Genomic DNA, 15,447 nt, shown 5'->3' on the forward strand with positions numbered 1-15,447 from the left:
TCTTAAGCGTCAGGCGGGCCAGACGGCCCGCCGCAGAGCATAGTAGGCGTTGCTGACCTGGCACGGGACAGTGCGGGCCGACCGGACGTCGGTATGCTCGCCGCCATGTCCCTCCCCCCGACAACCATCCCACCTGCGGATGAAGCGCCCTCGCCGCGGGCGCGCGGACGCGATGACGCCTGCCCCGGCGCGCTGCGGCTGCACCCGGCGGACGACGGCTCCCTGGCCCGCGTCCGGATACCGGGCGGCCTGCTGACGGCCGGTCAGGCGCGGGCGCTGGCAGGGGCGAGCGAGGAGCTGGGGGACGGTCGGCTGGACCTCACCTCGCGGGGCAATCTCCAGGTCCGCGGCCTGGACGCGGCATGCGGCGGCGAGCTGGCGGCCGCGTTGCGGGCCGTCGGGCTGCTCCCCTCCGACCGGTTCGACCGGGTGCGCAACATCGTGGCGTCCCCGCTGGGCGGCCTCGACGGCGCCGGATGCGGCGATGTCACCGCGTGGGCACGGGAGTTGGACGTCGCGCTGTGTTCCGGGACACGGGAAGAGTTGTCCGGCTTGTCGGGTCGTTTCCTGTTCGCGATGGACGACGGCCGGGGCGATGTCGCCGCACTCGGCGCGGATGTGACATTGATCGCAACGCGGAACGGCGGAGCGGTGCTGCGGGTGGGGTCCGGCGCGCCGGGGCCGGAGTCCGGTCCCGGGGCCGACCTGGAGGTGCGGGGGCGGGACGCGCCGCGCGCCGCCGCGCTGGCCGCCGTGGAGTTCCTGGCCCGGGCCGGGGCGAGCGGTACGCGGGCGTGGCGGGTACGTGAACTGCCCGCGCAACACGCCGTGACCGCCGACGGCTTGGCGGCGCGGCTCGCGGACGAGGGCGTCGAAGCCGTACGTATCGGACGGAGCGGACCGGTCGGCGAGCCCGGCGCGCCGCCCGCGCCGGGCGTCGTGTCCGGGCCGGACGGGAGCCACGCCGTGTCGGTCCTCGTTCCCCTGGGCCGGGCCGGCGCGGCGCAGTGGCGGCTGCTCGCCGGGCTCGCCTCCCGGGGCGGGTCGGGTGAGCTGCGTGTGACACCCTGGCGCGGCGTGGTGCTCCCGGGGTTCACCGCGGACGGCGCGGCGGACGCGGCGCGGGAGGCGGCCGACGCGGGGCTGGTGACCGATCCGGGCTCCCCGTGGGTCGGGGTCGGCGCGTGCACGGGACGGCCTGGCTGCGCCAAGTCCCTGGCCGATGTGCGCGCCCACGCGGCGCGCGCGGTGGCGGACGCCCCCCGCTCCCCCGACACGCCGCAGGGTTCCCCCGACACGCCGCCGGTGTACTTCTCCGGCTGCGAGCGGCGCTGCGGCCACCCCGGCGGCCGCTGGGTGGACGCGCTGGCCACGTCCGGTACGGACTACCGGCTCACCGTGCGCGACACGCGGGAGCCGGACGGCGCGACAGACGGCGGCACGACCGGCGGCGGCACGACCGGCGGCGGCGTGACCGGCGGCGGCGTGACCGGCGGCGGCGTGACAGACGTGGCAGCAGAGCAATTGGCCGACGCCGTGGCGACGGCCCGCGGAACGGCATGATCAACGACATGATCGAGGACACAGTGTTCGACTACGAGAAGGACGGGGCGGCCATCTACCGTGCCTCCTTTGCCACCATCCGCGCCGAGGCGGACCTGGGCGGCCTCCCCGCCGACGTCAGCCAGGTCGTGGTGCGGATGATCCACGCATGCGGCATGGTCGACCTGGTCAAGGACCTCGCGTACACGCCCGAGGTGGTGACGCGGGCCCGGGAGGCGCTGCGCGCCGGGGCGCCCGTGCTCTGCGACGCGCAGATGGTCGCCAGCGGCGTCACCCGCAAGCGGCTGCCCGCCGACAACGACGTGGTGTGCACGCTGTCCGACCCCGCCGTACCGGAGTTGGCGCGGCGCATGGGCACGACGCGCAGCGCCGCCGCGCTGGAGCTGTGGCGGGACCGGCTGGAGGGGTCGGTCGTGGCGGTCGGCAACGCGCCCACCGCGCTGTTCCGGCTGCTGGAGATGATCGAGCAGGGCGCGCCGCGCCCGGCCGCCGTCATCGGCGTACCGGTCGGGTTCATCGGCGCCGCCGAGTCCAAGGAGGCGCTGGCCGGACACCCGGCGGCGCCCCACCATCTGGTGGTGCGCGGCCGACGCGGCGGCAGTGCCATCGCCGCGGCCGCGATCAACGCGATAGCGAGCGAGGAAGAGTGAGCGAGCAGCAGCGACAGGCGACGCCCGCGGCGAAGGGCCGGCTGTACGGCGTGGGCCTCGGCCCCGGTGACCCGTCCCTGATGACGGTACGGGCGGTGGAGGTCATCGCCGGGGCCGATGTGGTCGCGTACCACAGCGCCCGGCACGGCCGCAGCATCGCCCGCTCCATCGCCGAGCGGCATCTGCGGCCCGACCACATCGAGGAGCGGCTGGTCTACCCGGTCACGACGGAGGGCACCGACCATCCGGGCGGCTACCGGGGCGCCATGGAGGAGTTCTACACGGAGGCGGCGGCGCGGCTCGCCGCGCACCTCGACGCGGGGCGCACGGTCGCGGTGCTGGCCGAGGGCGATCCGCTCTTCTACGGCTCGTACATGCACATGCACAAGCGGCTCGCCGACCGCTACGCGACCGAGGTGATCCCCGGCGTCACCTCGGTGAGCGCGGCCGCCGCCCGGCTCGGCGCGCCGCTGGTGGAGGGCGAGGAGGTGCTGACGGTCCTCCCGGGCACGCTGCCCGAGGAGGAGCTGACGGCGCGCCTCGCGACGACCGACGCGGCGGCGATCATGAAGCTCGGCCGCACCTTCCCGACCGTACGGCGCGCCCTGGAGCGTTCGGGGCGGCTCGCCGACGCGCGGTACGTGGAGCGCGCCACGATGAGCGCGGAGCGCACCGGGGCGCTGGGCGAGGTCGACCCGTCGTCGGTGCCGTACTTCTCGGTGGCGGTGCTGCCGAGCCGTATCGACGCACCGGGCGCCCCGGCCCCCTCCGCGTCCGGGCGCCCGGGCGAGGTCGTGGTGGTGGGCCTCGGCCCGGCCGGTCCGCTGTGGCTCACCCCCGAGGCGCGCGGTGAACTGGCCGCCGCCGAGGACCTGGTCGGCTACACCACCTATCTGGACCGGGTCCCCGTACGCCCCGGGCAGCGGCGCCACCCCTCCGACAACAAGGTCGAGGCCGAGCGCGCCGAGTTCGCCCTCGATCTCGCCCGGCGCGGTCGGCGTGTCGCGGTGGTGTCCTCGGGCGACCCCGGCGTGTTCGCCATGGCCACCGCCGTGCTGGAGGCCGCGTCCGAGGAGCCGTACCGCGACGTCCCGGTCCGTGTGCTGCCCGGCATGACCGCGGCCCACGCCGCGGCCGCCCGCGCGGGCGCGCCCCTCGGCCACGACTACGCCGTGGTCTCCCTGTCCGACAGGCTCAAGCCCTGGGAGGTCATCGCCGAACGCCTGCGCGCCGCGGCCGCGGCCGACCTGGTCCTCGCCCTCTACAACCCCGGCTCCCGCAGCCGGGTCTGGCAGGTCGGCAAGGCGCGCGAACTCCTCCTGGAACACCGCGCGCCGGACACCCCGGTCGTCCTGGGCCGCGACATCGGCGGCCCCGAGGAGAGCGTCCGCATCATCCGCCTGGCCGACCTCGACCCGGCCGACGTGGACATGCGCACGATCCTCCTGATCGGCTCCTCCCAGACGCGCACCGCCCGCCGCGGCGACGGCACCGAGATCGTCTGGACCCCGCGCCGCTACCCCGAGGGGTGACGGCCCCCGGCGTCAGGCCGGGGTCGTACGGAGCCAGGCGACGGCCTCGGCGGGGGTCCGGGCCACCGGGACGCCCTCCGGGGCGGGCGGGCGCCGGACGACGACCACGGGGATTCCGGCGTCGCGGGCCGCGGCCAGCTTGGGGGCCGTGGCCCCGGCGCCGCTGTCCTTGGTGACCAGGACGTCGATGCGGTGGCGGCGCAGCAGGGCGGTTTCGCCTTCGAGGGTGAACGGGCCGCGGTCGAGGATGACCTCCATGCGGGGCGGAACCGGTGGCTGCGGGGCGTCGACCGAGCGCATCAGGAACCACGGGGCGGTGAGGTGGGCGAAGGCGGCCAGTCCCATGCGGCCGGTGGTGAGGAAGACCCGCTCCCCCAGCTCCGGCAGCAGCCGCGCGGCCTCCTCCAGTGAGGCCGCCGGGTGCCAGCGGTCGCCCGGGCCCGCCACCCAGCCGGGGCGGCGCAGGGCGAGCAGGGGAACATGGACGGCGGCGGCCGCACGGGCCGCGTTGTGACTGATCGTGTCGGCGAAAGGATGGGTGGCGTCGATGAGCGCGTCCACCTGGTGCTCGCGGAGCCAGCGGGCCATGCCCTCGGGGCCCCCGAACCCGCCGATCCGCACCTGCCCGGCGGGCAGTCGCGGTTCGGCGACCCGGCCCGCGAGGGAACTGGTGACGCGCAGGGCGGGATCGCCGTCCAGCTCCGCGGCGAGTCGGCGGGCCTCGGTGGTGCCGCCCAGGATGAGCACGTGGCGCGCCGGTGCGCTGTTCATCGGATGCCTTTCGTCGCCGGTGCGCCCGTCATCGTATGCGCGGCGGGTGGACCGTGGCTGAGCCGGAGACCGGGGCGAGCGGGGGCCGCGGGGCGAGCGGGGGCCGCGGGGCGCAGCTGGAGCGCACCGGGCTGCGGCACGGCTGGACCACGGGGGCGTGCGCGACGGCCGCGACGACGGCCGCGTACACCGCGCTGCTCAGCGGCGAGTTCCCCGATCCCGTGACCATCGCGCTGCCGAAGGGCCAGCGGCCCGCGTTCGCGCTGGCGGCCGAGGAGCTGGGCGCGGACCGGGCCATGGCCGCGGTCGTGAAGGACGCCGGGGACGATCCCGATGTGACGCACGGCGCGCTGGTACGGGCGACCGTACGGGCCCTGCCCCCGGGCCGCGGCGTGGTGTTCCGGGCCGGGCCCGGCGTCGGCACCGTCACCCGGCCCGGGCTGCCGCTCGCGGTGGGCGAACCGGCCATCAACCCCGTGCCGCGGCAGATGATGAGCGACCACGTCGCCGAGGTCGCCGCCCGCCACGGCGGCAGCGGTGACGTCGAGATCGAGATCTCGGTGGACCACGGCGAGGAGATCGCCCGCAGCACGTGGAATCCCCGGCTGGGCATCCTCGGCGGGCTGTCCATCCTCGGGACGACCGGCATCGTGGTGCCGTACTCCTGCTCGGCCTGGATCGACAGCATCCGGCGCGGGGTGGACGTGGCGCGGGCGGCGGGGCGGCGGCACGTGGCGGGATGTACGGGGTCGACCTCCGAGAAGGTGGCGGTGGCCGAGCACGGGCTGCCCGAGGACGCCCTGCTGGACATGGGTGACTTCGCGGGCGCCGTGCTGAAGTACCTGCGCCGCCACCCGGTGGACCGGCTGACGGTCGCGGGCGGTTTCGCCAAGCTCTCCAAGCTCGCCGCGGGCCACCTGGACCTGCACTCCTCCCGCTCCCAGGTCGACAAGGCCTACCTCGCCGATCTGGCCCGCCGCGGCGGCGCGGACGAGGAACTGGCCGCGGCGGTCGCGGCGGCCAACACCGGCCTGGAAACGGTGCAGCTGTGCGCGGCCCGGGGCGTGCCCCTCGGCGATCTGGTCGCGGCAGCGGCCCGTGACACGGCGTTGGGCGTCCTGCGCGGGGCCCCGGTCGCGGTCGACGTGATCTGCATAGACCGCGCGGGCACGATCGTGGGCCGCGCCGCCTCCCGCGGACCGCGGGAGGTCTGACGCACCCACGCGAGCGCTCAGCTGCCGGGCGTGTCACACGGGGGGTGGGGGCGGTCGCGCTCCGGGGAGTAGAGGTGGCTGTCGCGGAACTGCTCGGCGGCCAGGGTGCGGCCCACCATGATGACAGCCGTGCGCACCACACCGGCCGCCTTCACCTGGTCCGCGATGTCCGCCAGGGTGCCGCGCAGCACCAGTTCGTCGGGGCGGCTGGCCATGGCGACCACGGCGGCCGGGCAGTCGGCGCCGTAGTGCGGGAGGAGCTCGTCGACCACGCGGTCCACGTAGCGGGCGGCGAGGTGCAGGACGAGCAGGGCGCGGCTGCGGCCGAGGGTGGCGAGGTCCTCGCCGTCGGGCATGGGGGTGGCCTGCTGGGCGATGCGGGTGAGGATGACGGTCTGGCCGACGGTCGGCACGGTCAGCTCCCGGCCCAGCGCCGCGGCCGCGGCCGCGAAGGCGGGGACGCCGGGGACGACCTCGTACGGGATCCCGGCCGCGTCGAGGCGCCGCATCTGCTCGGCGACAGCGCTGAAGACCGACGGATCGCCGGAGTGGAGGCGGGCCACGTCGTGGCCCGCCTCGTGCGCGGCGGCGAACTCGGCGGTGATCTGGTCGAGGTCGAGCCCGGCGGTGTCGACGAGCCGGGCGTCCGGCGGGCATTCGGCCAGCAGTTCGCGCGGTACGAGGCTGCCCGCGTAGAGGCACACCCGGCAGCGCCCGAGGGTCCGCGCGCCGCGCAGGGTGATGAGATCGGCGGCGCCGGGGCCCGCGCCGATGAAGTACACCGTCATCGTGTTTCTCCGCGTTTGGTGGTGGACCACTGGGTGACCGGCATCGCCTGGCGCCATCCCGTGAAGCCGCCCACGGGGGTGGCGTGCGAGACGGCGAGGCGGACCAGGTCGCCGCCGTGGCGGGTGTACCAGGTGGTGAGCAGGGCTTCGGATTCGAGGGTCACGGTGTTGACCACGAGGCGGCCGCCCGGCGGGAGGGCGTCCCAGCAGGTCTCCAGCAGGCCGGGGGTGGTGGCGCCGCCGCCGACGAAGACGGCGTCGGGCGTGGGCAGGCCGGTCAGGGCGGCCGGGGCGGCGCCGGTGACGACACGCAGCGCGGGGACGCCGAGGGCGGTGGCGTTGCGGGTGATGCGGTCGGCGCGCACCGGATCGCGTTCGACGGACACCGCGCGGCAGGCGGGGTGTGCGCGCATCCACTCCACGCCGATGGAGCCGGAGCCGCCGCCGACGTCCCACAGCAGTTCGCCCGGGGCGGGGGCGAGGGCGGCGAGGGTGGCGGCGCGGATGTGGCGCTTGGTCAGCTGGCCGTCGTGTTCGTACGCGGCGTCCGGCAGCCCGGGGACGGCGGACAGGTGCCGGGTGTCCGCCGCCGGGGCGCAGTCGAGGGCGATGACGTTGAGGGGGTCGCCGGGCGGGTGGGGCCACGCCTCGGCGGTGCCCTCGACGGCGTGTTCCCGCGCGCCGCCCAGCTGTTCCAGGACCCGCATCCGGGTCGGGCCGAAGCCGCGGTCCCGCAGCAGCCCGGCGACCTCGGCCGGGGTCCCGGCCCCGGCGCTGAGGACGAGCAGCCGACGGCCCGGGTACAGGGCGCGGGACAGGGTGGCGAGGGGGCGGCCGACGAGGCTGATCACCTCGGTGGCCTCCTGCGCCCAGCCGAGCCGCGCACAGGCATAGGAGACGGACGACGGATGCGGCAGCACCCGCAGCGCGCCGGGGCCCAGCAGCTCGGTGAGGGTGCGGCCGATGCCGAAGAACATGGGGTCGCCGCTCGCCAGCACACAGACCCGGCGCCCGGTGTGTTCGGCGAGCAGCCCGGGGACGGCGGGGCGCAGGGGCGACGGCCAGGGCAACCGCTCGGCGGCGCAGTCCGGTGGCAGCAGGTCGAGTTGGCGCGGTCCGCCGATGACGACCTCGGCCGTGCGCAGCGCCTCGCGACCGGCCGGGGCGAGCCCGTCCCATCCGTCGGCGCCGATGCCGATGACGGTCAGGGGGGTGGGTGGTGGGCTCACAGGTGTTCCTCGTAGTGGTTCGGGGGGCGGCTGCAACTCTACTGACCTGCTACGACGCTCCCGCCTCCGGCTCCGCCTCGGCCAGCGCCAGCAGCTCCGCCGCCGTCATCCCGGCCGGTATCGGCTCGGGCGCGGGCGTCCGCAGCGGCGGCTGCCAGCCGTCCTCGGGGGCCCACCGCCGGATGACGCGGGCGGGCGCCCCGGCGACCACGGCGTGGTCGGGCACCTCGCCCCGTACGACCGCCCCGGCCGCCACGACGACGTTGCGGCCCAGCCGCGCCCCGGGCAGGATCACCGCGCCCGCGCCCAGCCAGCTTCCGGAGCCGATCTCGACGGGGGCGGAGCGCGGCCACTGGCGGCCGATGGGCTGGTGGGGGTCGTCGTACGAATGGTTGTCGCTGGTCACGTAGATGTACGGGCCGCAGAACACGTCATCGCCGAACACCACGGCCCGGGAGGCGATGACATGGCTGCCGCGGCCCAGGACCACGCCGTTGCCGATGCGCAGAACCGGATCGGGGCCGAGGTCCACACCGGGCATCATGCCCGCGGTGAGGGTCACCTGTTCGCCGACCACGCAGTGCTCGCCGAGTTCGATCCACGCTTCGCCGAAGATGGTGCCCTGGGGGAACGCCAGCCGAGTGCCGGTGCCGATGCGGGCGAAGCGGTACGGGCCGGGCCGCTCGGCGGTGACCGCGCCCGCGCTCTGGACGGCTCGCCATCCGCGGTGCACCAGCCGGGAGGTGGCACGGCGGCGCCACGCCCGCCAGGATGAGAACACGTTCTCGTTCTTCGGCATGTGCACACCGTATCCGGCCGCCCGGCACCGCGGTACGCGGTCACCGCCGCACGACGCGGTCACCGCCGCAGGACGCAGTCACCGCACAGGCCGCCGCCCGGCACCCGGTAGTACAGGCAGCAGGTGTGGCGCCGGAAAGCGAGCGGCGCGGTGGTCAACTCCCCCGTGTCACACAGCGGCGGGTACGCGAACTGGGCGCGGGCCACGGCCATCGCCCGCTCCCCCGCCTCGTATCGGCCCCGCGCCCGGCACCAGTCGTGCAGCACCCGCAGCGAACCCACCAGCGCCGAGGCGGCGTTGCCCCACAGCAGGCGGTCCGAGACCCGGTACGCGCGGCCGACGGCGTGGTGCAGCGGCGTCAGATGCGCGTACGCGGACTCGGCGAGCTGTCCGGCGAGCCCGCCGGGTTCGCCCTTCGCCCGCGGCGGGCCGGTCCACCACAGGTCGTCGGGGGCGGTGCGCGCGGGGTTCCACCACAGCTGGTCGGGGCGGAGGTCGTACACGGTGCCGGAGAGGGCCGCGGGGCCGAGCGCGAGCGACCATACGCGGGCGGCGAGCCCCTGGAAGGCGAGGGAGGCCGCGACCCTCGGCTCCTCGGTGCCCAGGCTCGCGGCGACCGCCTCCACCCGGCCGCGCAGCAGGGGCGCGGCGGTGCCCTCCCCGGTCAGCCGGTAGGCCTCGCCGATCCGCGCGTAGCCCTCCTCACGCGGATCGCGGGAGGCGGAGCCGGTGCGCAGGGCGAAGAACGGCCCCACCTCGGCGGCCCATCCCACGGTCGGCACTCAGCCGTCGGCCGGGGTACGGAACGCCTCCAGCAGCCGGTCCGCGGCCAGCGTCGCCGTCAGCGTGCCGTCACGGACCTCCTGTTCGAGGCCGGGCGCGAGGCGGCGCACCTCGGGGTGGGCGTGCAGCCGGGCGAGCAGCTGGTCGCGCACCATGGACCAGGTCCAGCCGACCTGCTGGTCGCGGCGCTTGGCCTCCAGCGCGCCGGTGGCCTCCAGCACCCGGCGGTGCTGCTCCAGCCGCTCCCACACCACGTCGAGCCCGGTGTTCTCGCGCGCCGAGCACGTGAGCACCGGCGGGTTCCACGGGGCGTCCGGGGGCTGCAACAGCCGCAGCGCGCCCGCCAGTTCGCGGGCCGCGGACTTGGCGTCCCGGGCGTGCGGACCGTCCGCCTTGTTGATGGTGACGACGTCGGCCAGCTCCAGCACGCCCTTCTTGATGCCCTGCAACTGGTCGCCGGTGCGGGCCAGGGAGAGGAGCAGGAAGGTGTCGACCATGCCCGCGACGGCGGTCTCTGACTGGCCCACGCCGACGGTCTCCACAAGCACCACGTCGTAGCCCGCGGCCTCCATCACCACCATGGACTCGCGGGTGGCGCGGGCGACCCCGCCGAGCGTCCCGGCGCTCGGCGAGGGCCGTACGAAGGCGTTCGGGTCGACGGCCAGCCGCTCCATCCGGGTCTTGTCGCCCAGGATGGAGCCGCCCGTACGGCTGGAGGACGGGTCGACGGCGAGCACCGCCACCCTGTGGCCGAGCCCGGTGAGCATGGTGCCCAGGGCATCGATGAAGGTCGACTTGCCCACCCCGGGCACCCCGCTGATGCCGACCCGCCGCGCCCCGCCGGTGTGCGGCAGCAGCTCGATCAGCAGCCGCTGGGCGAGGTCACGGTGGTCGGCCCGGGTGGACTCGACGAGGGTGATGGCGCGGGCGATGTACGCACGCTTGCCGTCGAGCACGCCCTTGGCGTACTCGTCGATGTCGATCGTCCGCGGCATTACAGCTCGTGGCCGAGGTCGGCGGCCAGCTTCCGCACCAGGTCGTGGGCGGCGTCCGGGATGACCGTGCCCGGCAGGAAGACGGCGGCGGCACCGGCCTCGTGCAGGGTCTGGACGTCCTGCGGCGGGATGACGCCCCCGACGACGACGGTGATGTCCTCGCGGCCCGCCTCGGCCAGCTGCTCGCGCAGCGCGGGCACCAGCGTGAGGTGGCCGGCGGCCAGCGACGAGACGCCGACGATGTGCACATCGGCCTCCACCGCCTGCCGGGCGACCTCCTCCGGCGTCTGGAACAGCGGGCCGACGTCGACGTCGAAGCCCAGGTCGGCGAAGGCGGTCGCGATCACCTTCTGGCCGCGGTCGTGCCCGTCCTGGCCCATCTTGGCGACCAGGATGCGGGGGCGGCGGCCCTCGGCGCTCTCGAACTTCTCCACCAGCGCACGGGTGCGGTCCACACCGGACGACGGTCCGGCCTCGTCTCGATACACACCGGAGATGGTACGGATCTGGCCGGAGTGGCGGCCGTAGACCTTCTCCAGCGCGTCGGAGATCTCCCCGACGGTGGCCATGGCGCGGGCGGCGTCCACGGCGAGCGCCAGCAGGTTGCCCTCCAGCCCGCTGCCGGGGCCGGATTCGGCGGCGGCGGTGAGCGCGCGCAGCGCGTCCTGGCAGGCGGTCTCGTCGCGCTCGGCGCGCAGCCGCCGCAGCTTCTCGATCTGCTGGGCGCGCACCGAGGAGTTGTCGACCTTGAGGACCTCGATCTGCTCGTCACTGTCGACCCGGTACTTGTTGACGCCGATCACCGGCTGGCGCCCGGAGTCGATCCGCGCCTGGGTGCGGGCCGCGGCCTCCTCGACGCGCATCTTGGGGATGCCCGCGTCGATGGCCTTGGCCATGCCCCCGGCCGCCTCGACCTCCTCGATGTGCTGCCAGGCCCGCCGCGCGAGGTCGTGGGTGAGCTTCTCGACGTAGGCGCTGCCGCCCCACGGGTCGATCACCCGCGTGGTGCCCGACTCCTGCTGGAGCAGCAGTTGGGTGTTGCGGGCGATGCGGGCGGAGAAGTCGGTGGGCAGGGCGAGGGCCTCGTCCAGGGCGTTGGTGTGCAGCGACTGGGTGTGGCCCTGGGTGGCGGCCATGGCCTCGACACACGTACGGGTCACGTTGTTGTAGACGTCCTGCGCGGTCAGCGACCAGCCGGAGGTCTGCGAATGGGTGCGCAACGACAGCGACTTGGGGTTCTTCGGGTCGAACTGCTTGACCAGCTTGGCCCACAGCAGCCGGGCCGCCCGCAGCTTGGCGATCTCCATGAAGAAGTTCATGCCGATCGCCCAGAAGAACGACAGCCGCGGCGCGAACGCGTCCACGTCCATCCCGGCGTCGAGCCCGGCCCGCAGGTACTCCACCCCGTCGGCGAGGGTGTACGCCAGCTCCAAGTCGGCCGTGGCCCCGGCCTCCTGGATGTGGTAGCCGGAGATGGAGATGGAGTTGTAGCGCGGCATCCGCTGCGAGGTGAAGGCGAAGATGTCGGAGATGATCCGCATCGACGGCTGCGGCGGATAGATGTAGGTGTTGCGGACCATGAACTCCTTGAGGATGTCGTTCTGAATGGTCCCGGCCAGCTTCTCGGGCGGTACGCCCTGCTCCTCGGCGGCCACGATGTAGAGCGCGAGGATGGGCAGCACCGCGCCGTTCATCGTCATCGACACCGACATCCGGTCCAGCGGGATGCCGTCGAAGAGCTGCCGCATGTCGTAGATCGAGTCGATGGCCACGCCCGCCATGCCGACGTCACCGGTCACCCGGGGGTGGTCGCTGTCGTAGCCGCGGTGGGTGGGCAGGTCGAAGGCGACCGACAGGCCCTTCTGCCCGGCCGCCAGGTTGCGGCGGTAGAACGCGTTGGACTCCTCCGCGGTGGAGAAGCCCGCGTACTGCCGGATCGTCCAGGGCTGGTTGACGTACATCGTCGGGTACGGGCCGCGCAGATACGGCGCCACGCCCGGGTAGGTGTCCAGGAAGTCCACCCCGTCCAGGTCCTCCGCGGTGTACAGCGGCTTGACGCCGATGCCCTCCGGGGTGTCCCACACCAGGTCCTCGACGCCCTTGCCGACGCTGTCCTGCACCGCGGCGGCCCAGGCGGCGGAACCGGCACCGCCTCGGCACGCCGCCTCGTCGGCCGGTCCCTCGAACTCGACGGCCGAGAAATCCGGGATCCCGCCCGCTTCCACCGGACTGCCGCCCATCACCGCACCCCCATGATGTCCAGAGCCGAGGACAGCACCTCGACCGCGTCACAGCCGGCGAAGACGAAACCGTCCACCCCGGCCCGCTCGTACTCGTCTTGAAGTGTCCCAGGCCGTCCGGCCAGCAGGACCCGGGCCGCCCCGGCGGCCTTCAGCCGCTCGGCGACGGCCACCGCCTGCTCCGCGTACACCTTGTCGCTGGAGCACAGGCACGCCACCGTGGCGCCGCTCGCGGCGAACGCCTCGGCCACCGACTCGGCGTCGACCGTGGCCGGTTCCTGCACGGCCTCGATGCCGCCCGCCTGGAAGAGGTTGGTGGCGAAGGAGGCGCGGGCGGTGTGCACCGCCGCGGGTCCCAGCGCGGCCAGGAACACCCGGGGCCGGGCACCCCGGTCGGCCAGATGCGCGTCGGAGCGGGCGCGCAGCGCCTCGTACGCCTCGTCGCGGCGCACCCGCGGCAGCCCGCCGCCGGACCGCTCGGGCGCGGCCTCGCGCCGGACCGGCGGCTCGGCCAGGTTGGGGAACTCGCTCACACCGGTGATCGGCTCCTTGCGGCGGGCGAGGTCGCGCGAGCGGCGCTCCCAGGTCGCGGCCAGCCGGTCGCGCACCAGGCCGGAGGCGAGGGCGGCGGCCAGTCCCCCGGCCCGCTCGATCTCCTGGAACCAGGCCCACGCGGCGCGGCAGATCTCCTCGGTCAGCGACTCGACGTACCAGGAGCCGCCGGCCGGGTCGATCACCCGGGCCAGCCCCGACTCCTCCAGGAGGATCGTGGAGGTGTTGCGGGCGATACGGCGGGCGAAGTCGTCCGGCAGGCCGATCGCGCTGTCGAACGGCAGCACCGTGACCGCGTCGGCGCCGCCGACCCCGGCGGCCAGGCTCGCCACGGTGGTGCGGAGCATGTTCACCCAGGGGTCGCGCCGGGTCATCATCACCGGCGAGGTGACGGCGTGCTGGCGCTGGGCGCACTCCGCCGAGCCCGTCGCCGCCCCGCACGCCTCCGCCACCCGCGCCCACAGCCGCCTGGCGGCGCGCAGCTTGGCGATGGTGGTGAACTGGTCGGCGGTGGCCGCGTAGCGGAACTCCAGCTCGGCACAGGCCGCCTCGACCGTCATCCCGGCCCCGGTCAGCGCGCGCAGATACGCCACCCCGGCGGCCAGCGAGCAGCCCAGCTCCTGGGCCACCCCGCCACCCGCCTCGTGGTACGGCAGCGCGTCCACGGTGAGGGCCCGGACGCCGCGGTGGTCGCGGTAGCAGGTGACTGCCAGGTCGGCGGCTGCGGCCAGGTGGGCGGGCAGGTCCGCGTCCCGGCCGGTGCGGGCCACCAGGCCCAGCGGGTCGGCGCCCAGGTTGCCGAGCGCGGCGTGCGGCGGCACCTGACGGTCGGCGTACAGCCGCAGCAGGGCGCGGGCCGCGGCCTCGAAGTCGGGGCCCGCGTCGAGGACGACGGGGGCGAGGTCGAGGTAGACACCGGCCAGGGCCTCGGGCAGCGCGTCGACGGCCACCCCGCCCTCGCCGACCGCGAGCCACACCGACCCCGCGCCGTTCTCCAGGTCCGCGAGCACGGCCCGGTTGGTGGTGCCCGCGTCCGGGTGCGCGTGCCGCTGGCGTACGTCCCAGCCGGAGACCGCGGATCCCGCGGCGCGCGCGCCGCGCAGATACGGGGCGAAGCCCGGGTAGCCGGGGTGTCCGGGGTCCTGGGGGGCGTCCTGGGACGTGTAGAGGGGGCGGACGGTGATGCCGTCCTCGACCTCGGTCGCGAGGGCGTCTTCGGCGTGTACGCCCGTGGCGTCCGACGCGCCGGTTTTACGCAGCACGCCTTCCACGAGGCGATGCCACTCGTCTCGCGTCACATCCGGGAACTCATCGGCTAGGGGAAGCCCGTCGGGCAGGACCGTCATGAAAGGGAGGCTAATGGCCTCGGCTAAAGCCGCAGCAGAGGGTAGGGATGTGAGCTTACTCTCGGCCCCGGATGCCCGGTTCCGCCCGATTACCGGTCGGTAAGTCAGGGGTTTATGGGGGCCGTAGGGGTTGCCGTGACATCCGGCGCGAGTGCGGTCTGCGGGTGCTGTCCGGGGGTGCCCGCGGCGCGCTCGCGACCGCGGTGAGGAGTGTGCTCACGCCGAGAGAGAAGTGCTCTCACACAGAGGCCCGCCCGGTGCGACGGGGGATGCACACCGGGCGGGCTCGATGACCTTTTTACCGCATCCACCGAGGGTTATGCATCAAAAACTTGTTCGCCCCTTCGCTCACCAGGTCACAGGGAGCGAGATCAGGCCATGTGCACGGATCGTCGGCCGCCACCGCAGCTCCTCCCCGGCGCCTCCGGCCGCAGCCCCGGAAAACGGGACAACGGCGTGGCCAGAGCGATGTCGGTCTCCATCCGGGCCAGCGGTGCGCCCAGGCAGTAGTGGAGGCCATGACCGAGGGCAAGGTGCCCGGATCGGCCAATATGCGGATTGAGAGCGTCCGGGTCCTGGAAGTGCGCCGGACCGCGGTGCGCCGAGGCCACGGAGAGCAGCACGGTCTCCCCGGCGGGGACCGTCACACCGCCGATCTCGATGTCCTCCGAGGGAAAGCGGCGGATTGCGCGGCCGTATCGACGGCGGTGTCGGCGGCGGTATCGGCGGTGTGCGGCATGACTCCACCCCTGGGGGCCGCTGGGGCCCGTTCGTCGGACGCGGTGGCCGGGAGGCGGCGTCGGGGCTGAATCTCCCCGACGCCGCCTGCGCCACGGGCGGCCCCGACCCCCGTCCAGGGCCACCTCGCTCTTGGTCCCCCCGATCACCGCCGCAGGCCGTTGTCCGTCTGCTTGAATCAGCAAACCGCGTCTGAGCGCCGCTGCTTCCCCTTCGGCAGCAAGTTGCCAATCCCCGCACCGAGGCC

Annotated in this window: 12 protein-coding genes and 1 pseudogene; 4 read left to right on the top strand and 9 right to left on the bottom strand. The window is 74.7% G+C overall.

From position 1 onward, the window contains the following. Window positions 1-105 precede the first annotated feature (105 nt). Genes cobG through HYQ63_RS03380 form a run of 3 tightly spaced genes read left to right on the top strand, consistent with a single transcriptional unit; the run spans window position 106 to window position 3,745 of the window. The gene (gene cobG / locus HYQ63_RS03370; protein ID WP_257231576.1) at window positions 106-1,563 is read left to right on the top strand and encodes a precorrin-3B synthase; all 1,458 of its coding nucleotides are present in this window, start codon (window positions 106-108) and stop codon (window positions 1,561-1,563) included. An 8-nt stretch (window positions 1,564-1,571) separates the two neighbouring features. Continuing rightward, the gene (locus HYQ63_RS03375; protein ID WP_039940486.1) at window positions 1,572-2,213 is read left to right on the top strand and encodes a precorrin-8X methylmutase; all 642 of its coding nucleotides are present in this window, start codon (window positions 1,572-1,574) and stop codon (window positions 2,211-2,213) included. Then, a complete protein-coding gene (locus tag HYQ63_RS03380) occupies window positions 2,210-3,745 on the top strand; it encodes a precorrin-2 C(20)-methyltransferase (protein WP_179932434.1) in 1,536 nt (511 codons plus the stop codon). Before HYQ63_RS03375 ends, HYQ63_RS03380 begins: the two co-directional genes overlap by 4 nt. Before the next feature lie 12 nt (window positions 3,746-3,757). Here the strand turns inward: HYQ63_RS03380 and HYQ63_RS03385 are convergent, their stop codons facing one another. Continuing rightward, window positions 3,758-4,516, bottom strand: a complete 759-nt coding sequence (locus HYQ63_RS03385; RefSeq protein WP_179932435.1) for a cobalt-precorrin-6A reductase — start codon at window positions 4,514-4,516, stop codon at window positions 3,758-3,760. 35 nt (window positions 4,517-4,551) lie between these two features. Between HYQ63_RS03385 and HYQ63_RS03390 the strand changes: the two genes are divergently transcribed. Then, window positions 4,552-5,730 (top strand): cobalt-precorrin-5B (C(1))-methyltransferase, encoded by a 1,179-nt coding sequence (locus HYQ63_RS03390; protein ID WP_373689020.1) that lies wholly within the window; start codon window positions 4,552-4,554, stop codon window positions 5,728-5,730. 17 nt (window positions 5,731-5,747) lie between these two features. On the opposite strand, the gene cobM is transcribed toward HYQ63_RS03390, so the two are convergent. The 8 genes and pseudogenes from cobM to HYQ63_RS03430 all read right to left on the bottom strand — a co-directional run. After that, a complete protein-coding gene (gene cobM, locus HYQ63_RS03395) occupies window positions 5,748-6,518 on the bottom strand; it encodes a precorrin-4 C(11)-methyltransferase (RefSeq protein WP_179932437.1) in 771 nt (256 codons plus the stop codon). Further along, window positions 6,515-7,747, bottom strand: a complete 1,233-nt coding sequence (gene cbiE, locus HYQ63_RS03400) for a precorrin-6y C5,15-methyltransferase (decarboxylating) subunit CbiE (protein WP_179932438.1) — start codon at window positions 7,745-7,747, stop codon at window positions 6,515-6,517. Before cbiE ends, cobM begins: the two co-directional genes overlap by 4 nt. A 49-nt stretch (window positions 7,748-7,796) precedes the next feature. After that, entirely contained in the window at window positions 7,797-8,546 is a 750-nt protein-coding gene (locus tag HYQ63_RS03405; RefSeq protein WP_179932439.1) for an acyltransferase, read from the bottom strand. 59 nt (window positions 8,547-8,605) lie between these two features. Continuing rightward, the gene (locus HYQ63_RS03410) at window positions 8,606-9,328 is read right to left on the bottom strand and encodes a (2Fe-2S)-binding protein (protein WP_179932440.1); all 723 of its coding nucleotides are present in this window, start codon (window positions 9,326-9,328) and stop codon (window positions 8,606-8,608) included. Continuing rightward, window positions 9,329-10,324: a methylmalonyl Co-A mutase-associated GTPase MeaB gene (meaB, locus tag HYQ63_RS03415; RefSeq protein ID WP_179932441.1), complete on the bottom strand. Its 996-nt coding sequence runs from the start codon at window positions 10,322-10,324 to the stop codon at window positions 9,329-9,331. Then, entirely contained in the window at window positions 10,324-12,564 is a 2,241-nt protein-coding gene (scpA, locus tag HYQ63_RS03420) for a methylmalonyl-CoA mutase (protein WP_179932442.1), read from the bottom strand. Before scpA ends, meaB begins: the two co-directional genes overlap by 1 nt. Beyond that, window positions 12,564-14,462: a methylmalonyl-CoA mutase small subunit gene (gene mutA, locus HYQ63_RS03425; protein ID WP_179932443.1), complete on the bottom strand. Its 1,899-nt coding sequence runs from the start codon at window positions 14,460-14,462 to the stop codon at window positions 12,564-12,566. Before mutA ends, scpA begins: the two co-directional genes overlap by 1 nt. Before the next feature lie 348 nt (window positions 14,463-14,810). Further along, a pseudogene (locus HYQ63_RS03430) lies at window positions 14,811-15,151 on the bottom strand (cytochrome P450); the annotation flags it as partial. Window positions 15,152-15,447 lie beyond the last annotated feature (296 nt).

The organism is Streptomyces sp. Rer75 (assembly GCF_013414305.1).
In the GTDB taxonomy this organism is placed as follows: Bacteria; Actinomycetota; Actinomycetes; order Streptomycetales; family Streptomycetaceae; genus Streptomyces; species Streptomyces himastatinicus.

Excerpts from the sequence above, each read along its gene's own strand:
- HYQ63_RS03385 (WP_179932435.1), bottom strand. The coding sequence starts at position 4,516 with ATGAACAGCGCACCGGCGCGCCACGTGCTCATCCTGGGCGGCACCACC.
- HYQ63_RS03375 (WP_039940486.1), top strand. The coding sequence starts at position 1,572 with ATGATCGAGGACACAGTGTTCGACTACGAGAAGGACGGGGCGGCCATC.
- cobG (WP_257231576.1), top strand. The coding sequence starts at position 106 with ATGTCCCTCCCCCCGACAACCATCCCACCTGCGGATGAAGCGCCCTCG.
- HYQ63_RS03390 (WP_373689020.1), top strand. The coding sequence starts at position 4,552 with ATGCGCGGCGGGTGGACCGTGGCTGAGCCGGAGACCGGGGCGAGCGGG.
- cobM (WP_179932437.1), bottom strand. The coding sequence starts at position 6,518 with ATGACGGTGTACTTCATCGGCGCGGGCCCCGGCGCCGCCGATCTCATC.
- scpA (WP_179932442.1), bottom strand. The coding sequence starts at position 12,564 with ATGGGCGGCAGTCCGGTGGAAGCGGGCGGGATCCCGGATTTCTCGGCC.
- meaB (WP_179932441.1), bottom strand. The coding sequence starts at position 10,324 with ATGCCGCGGACGATCGACATCGACGAGTACGCCAAGGGCGTGCTCGAC.
- mutA (WP_179932443.1), bottom strand. The coding sequence starts at position 14,462 with ATGACGGTCCTGCCCGACGGGCTTCCCCTAGCCGATGAGTTCCCGGAT.
- HYQ63_RS03405 (WP_179932439.1), bottom strand. The coding sequence starts at position 8,546 with ATGCCGAAGAACGAGAACGTGTTCTCATCCTGGCGGGCGTGGCGCCGC.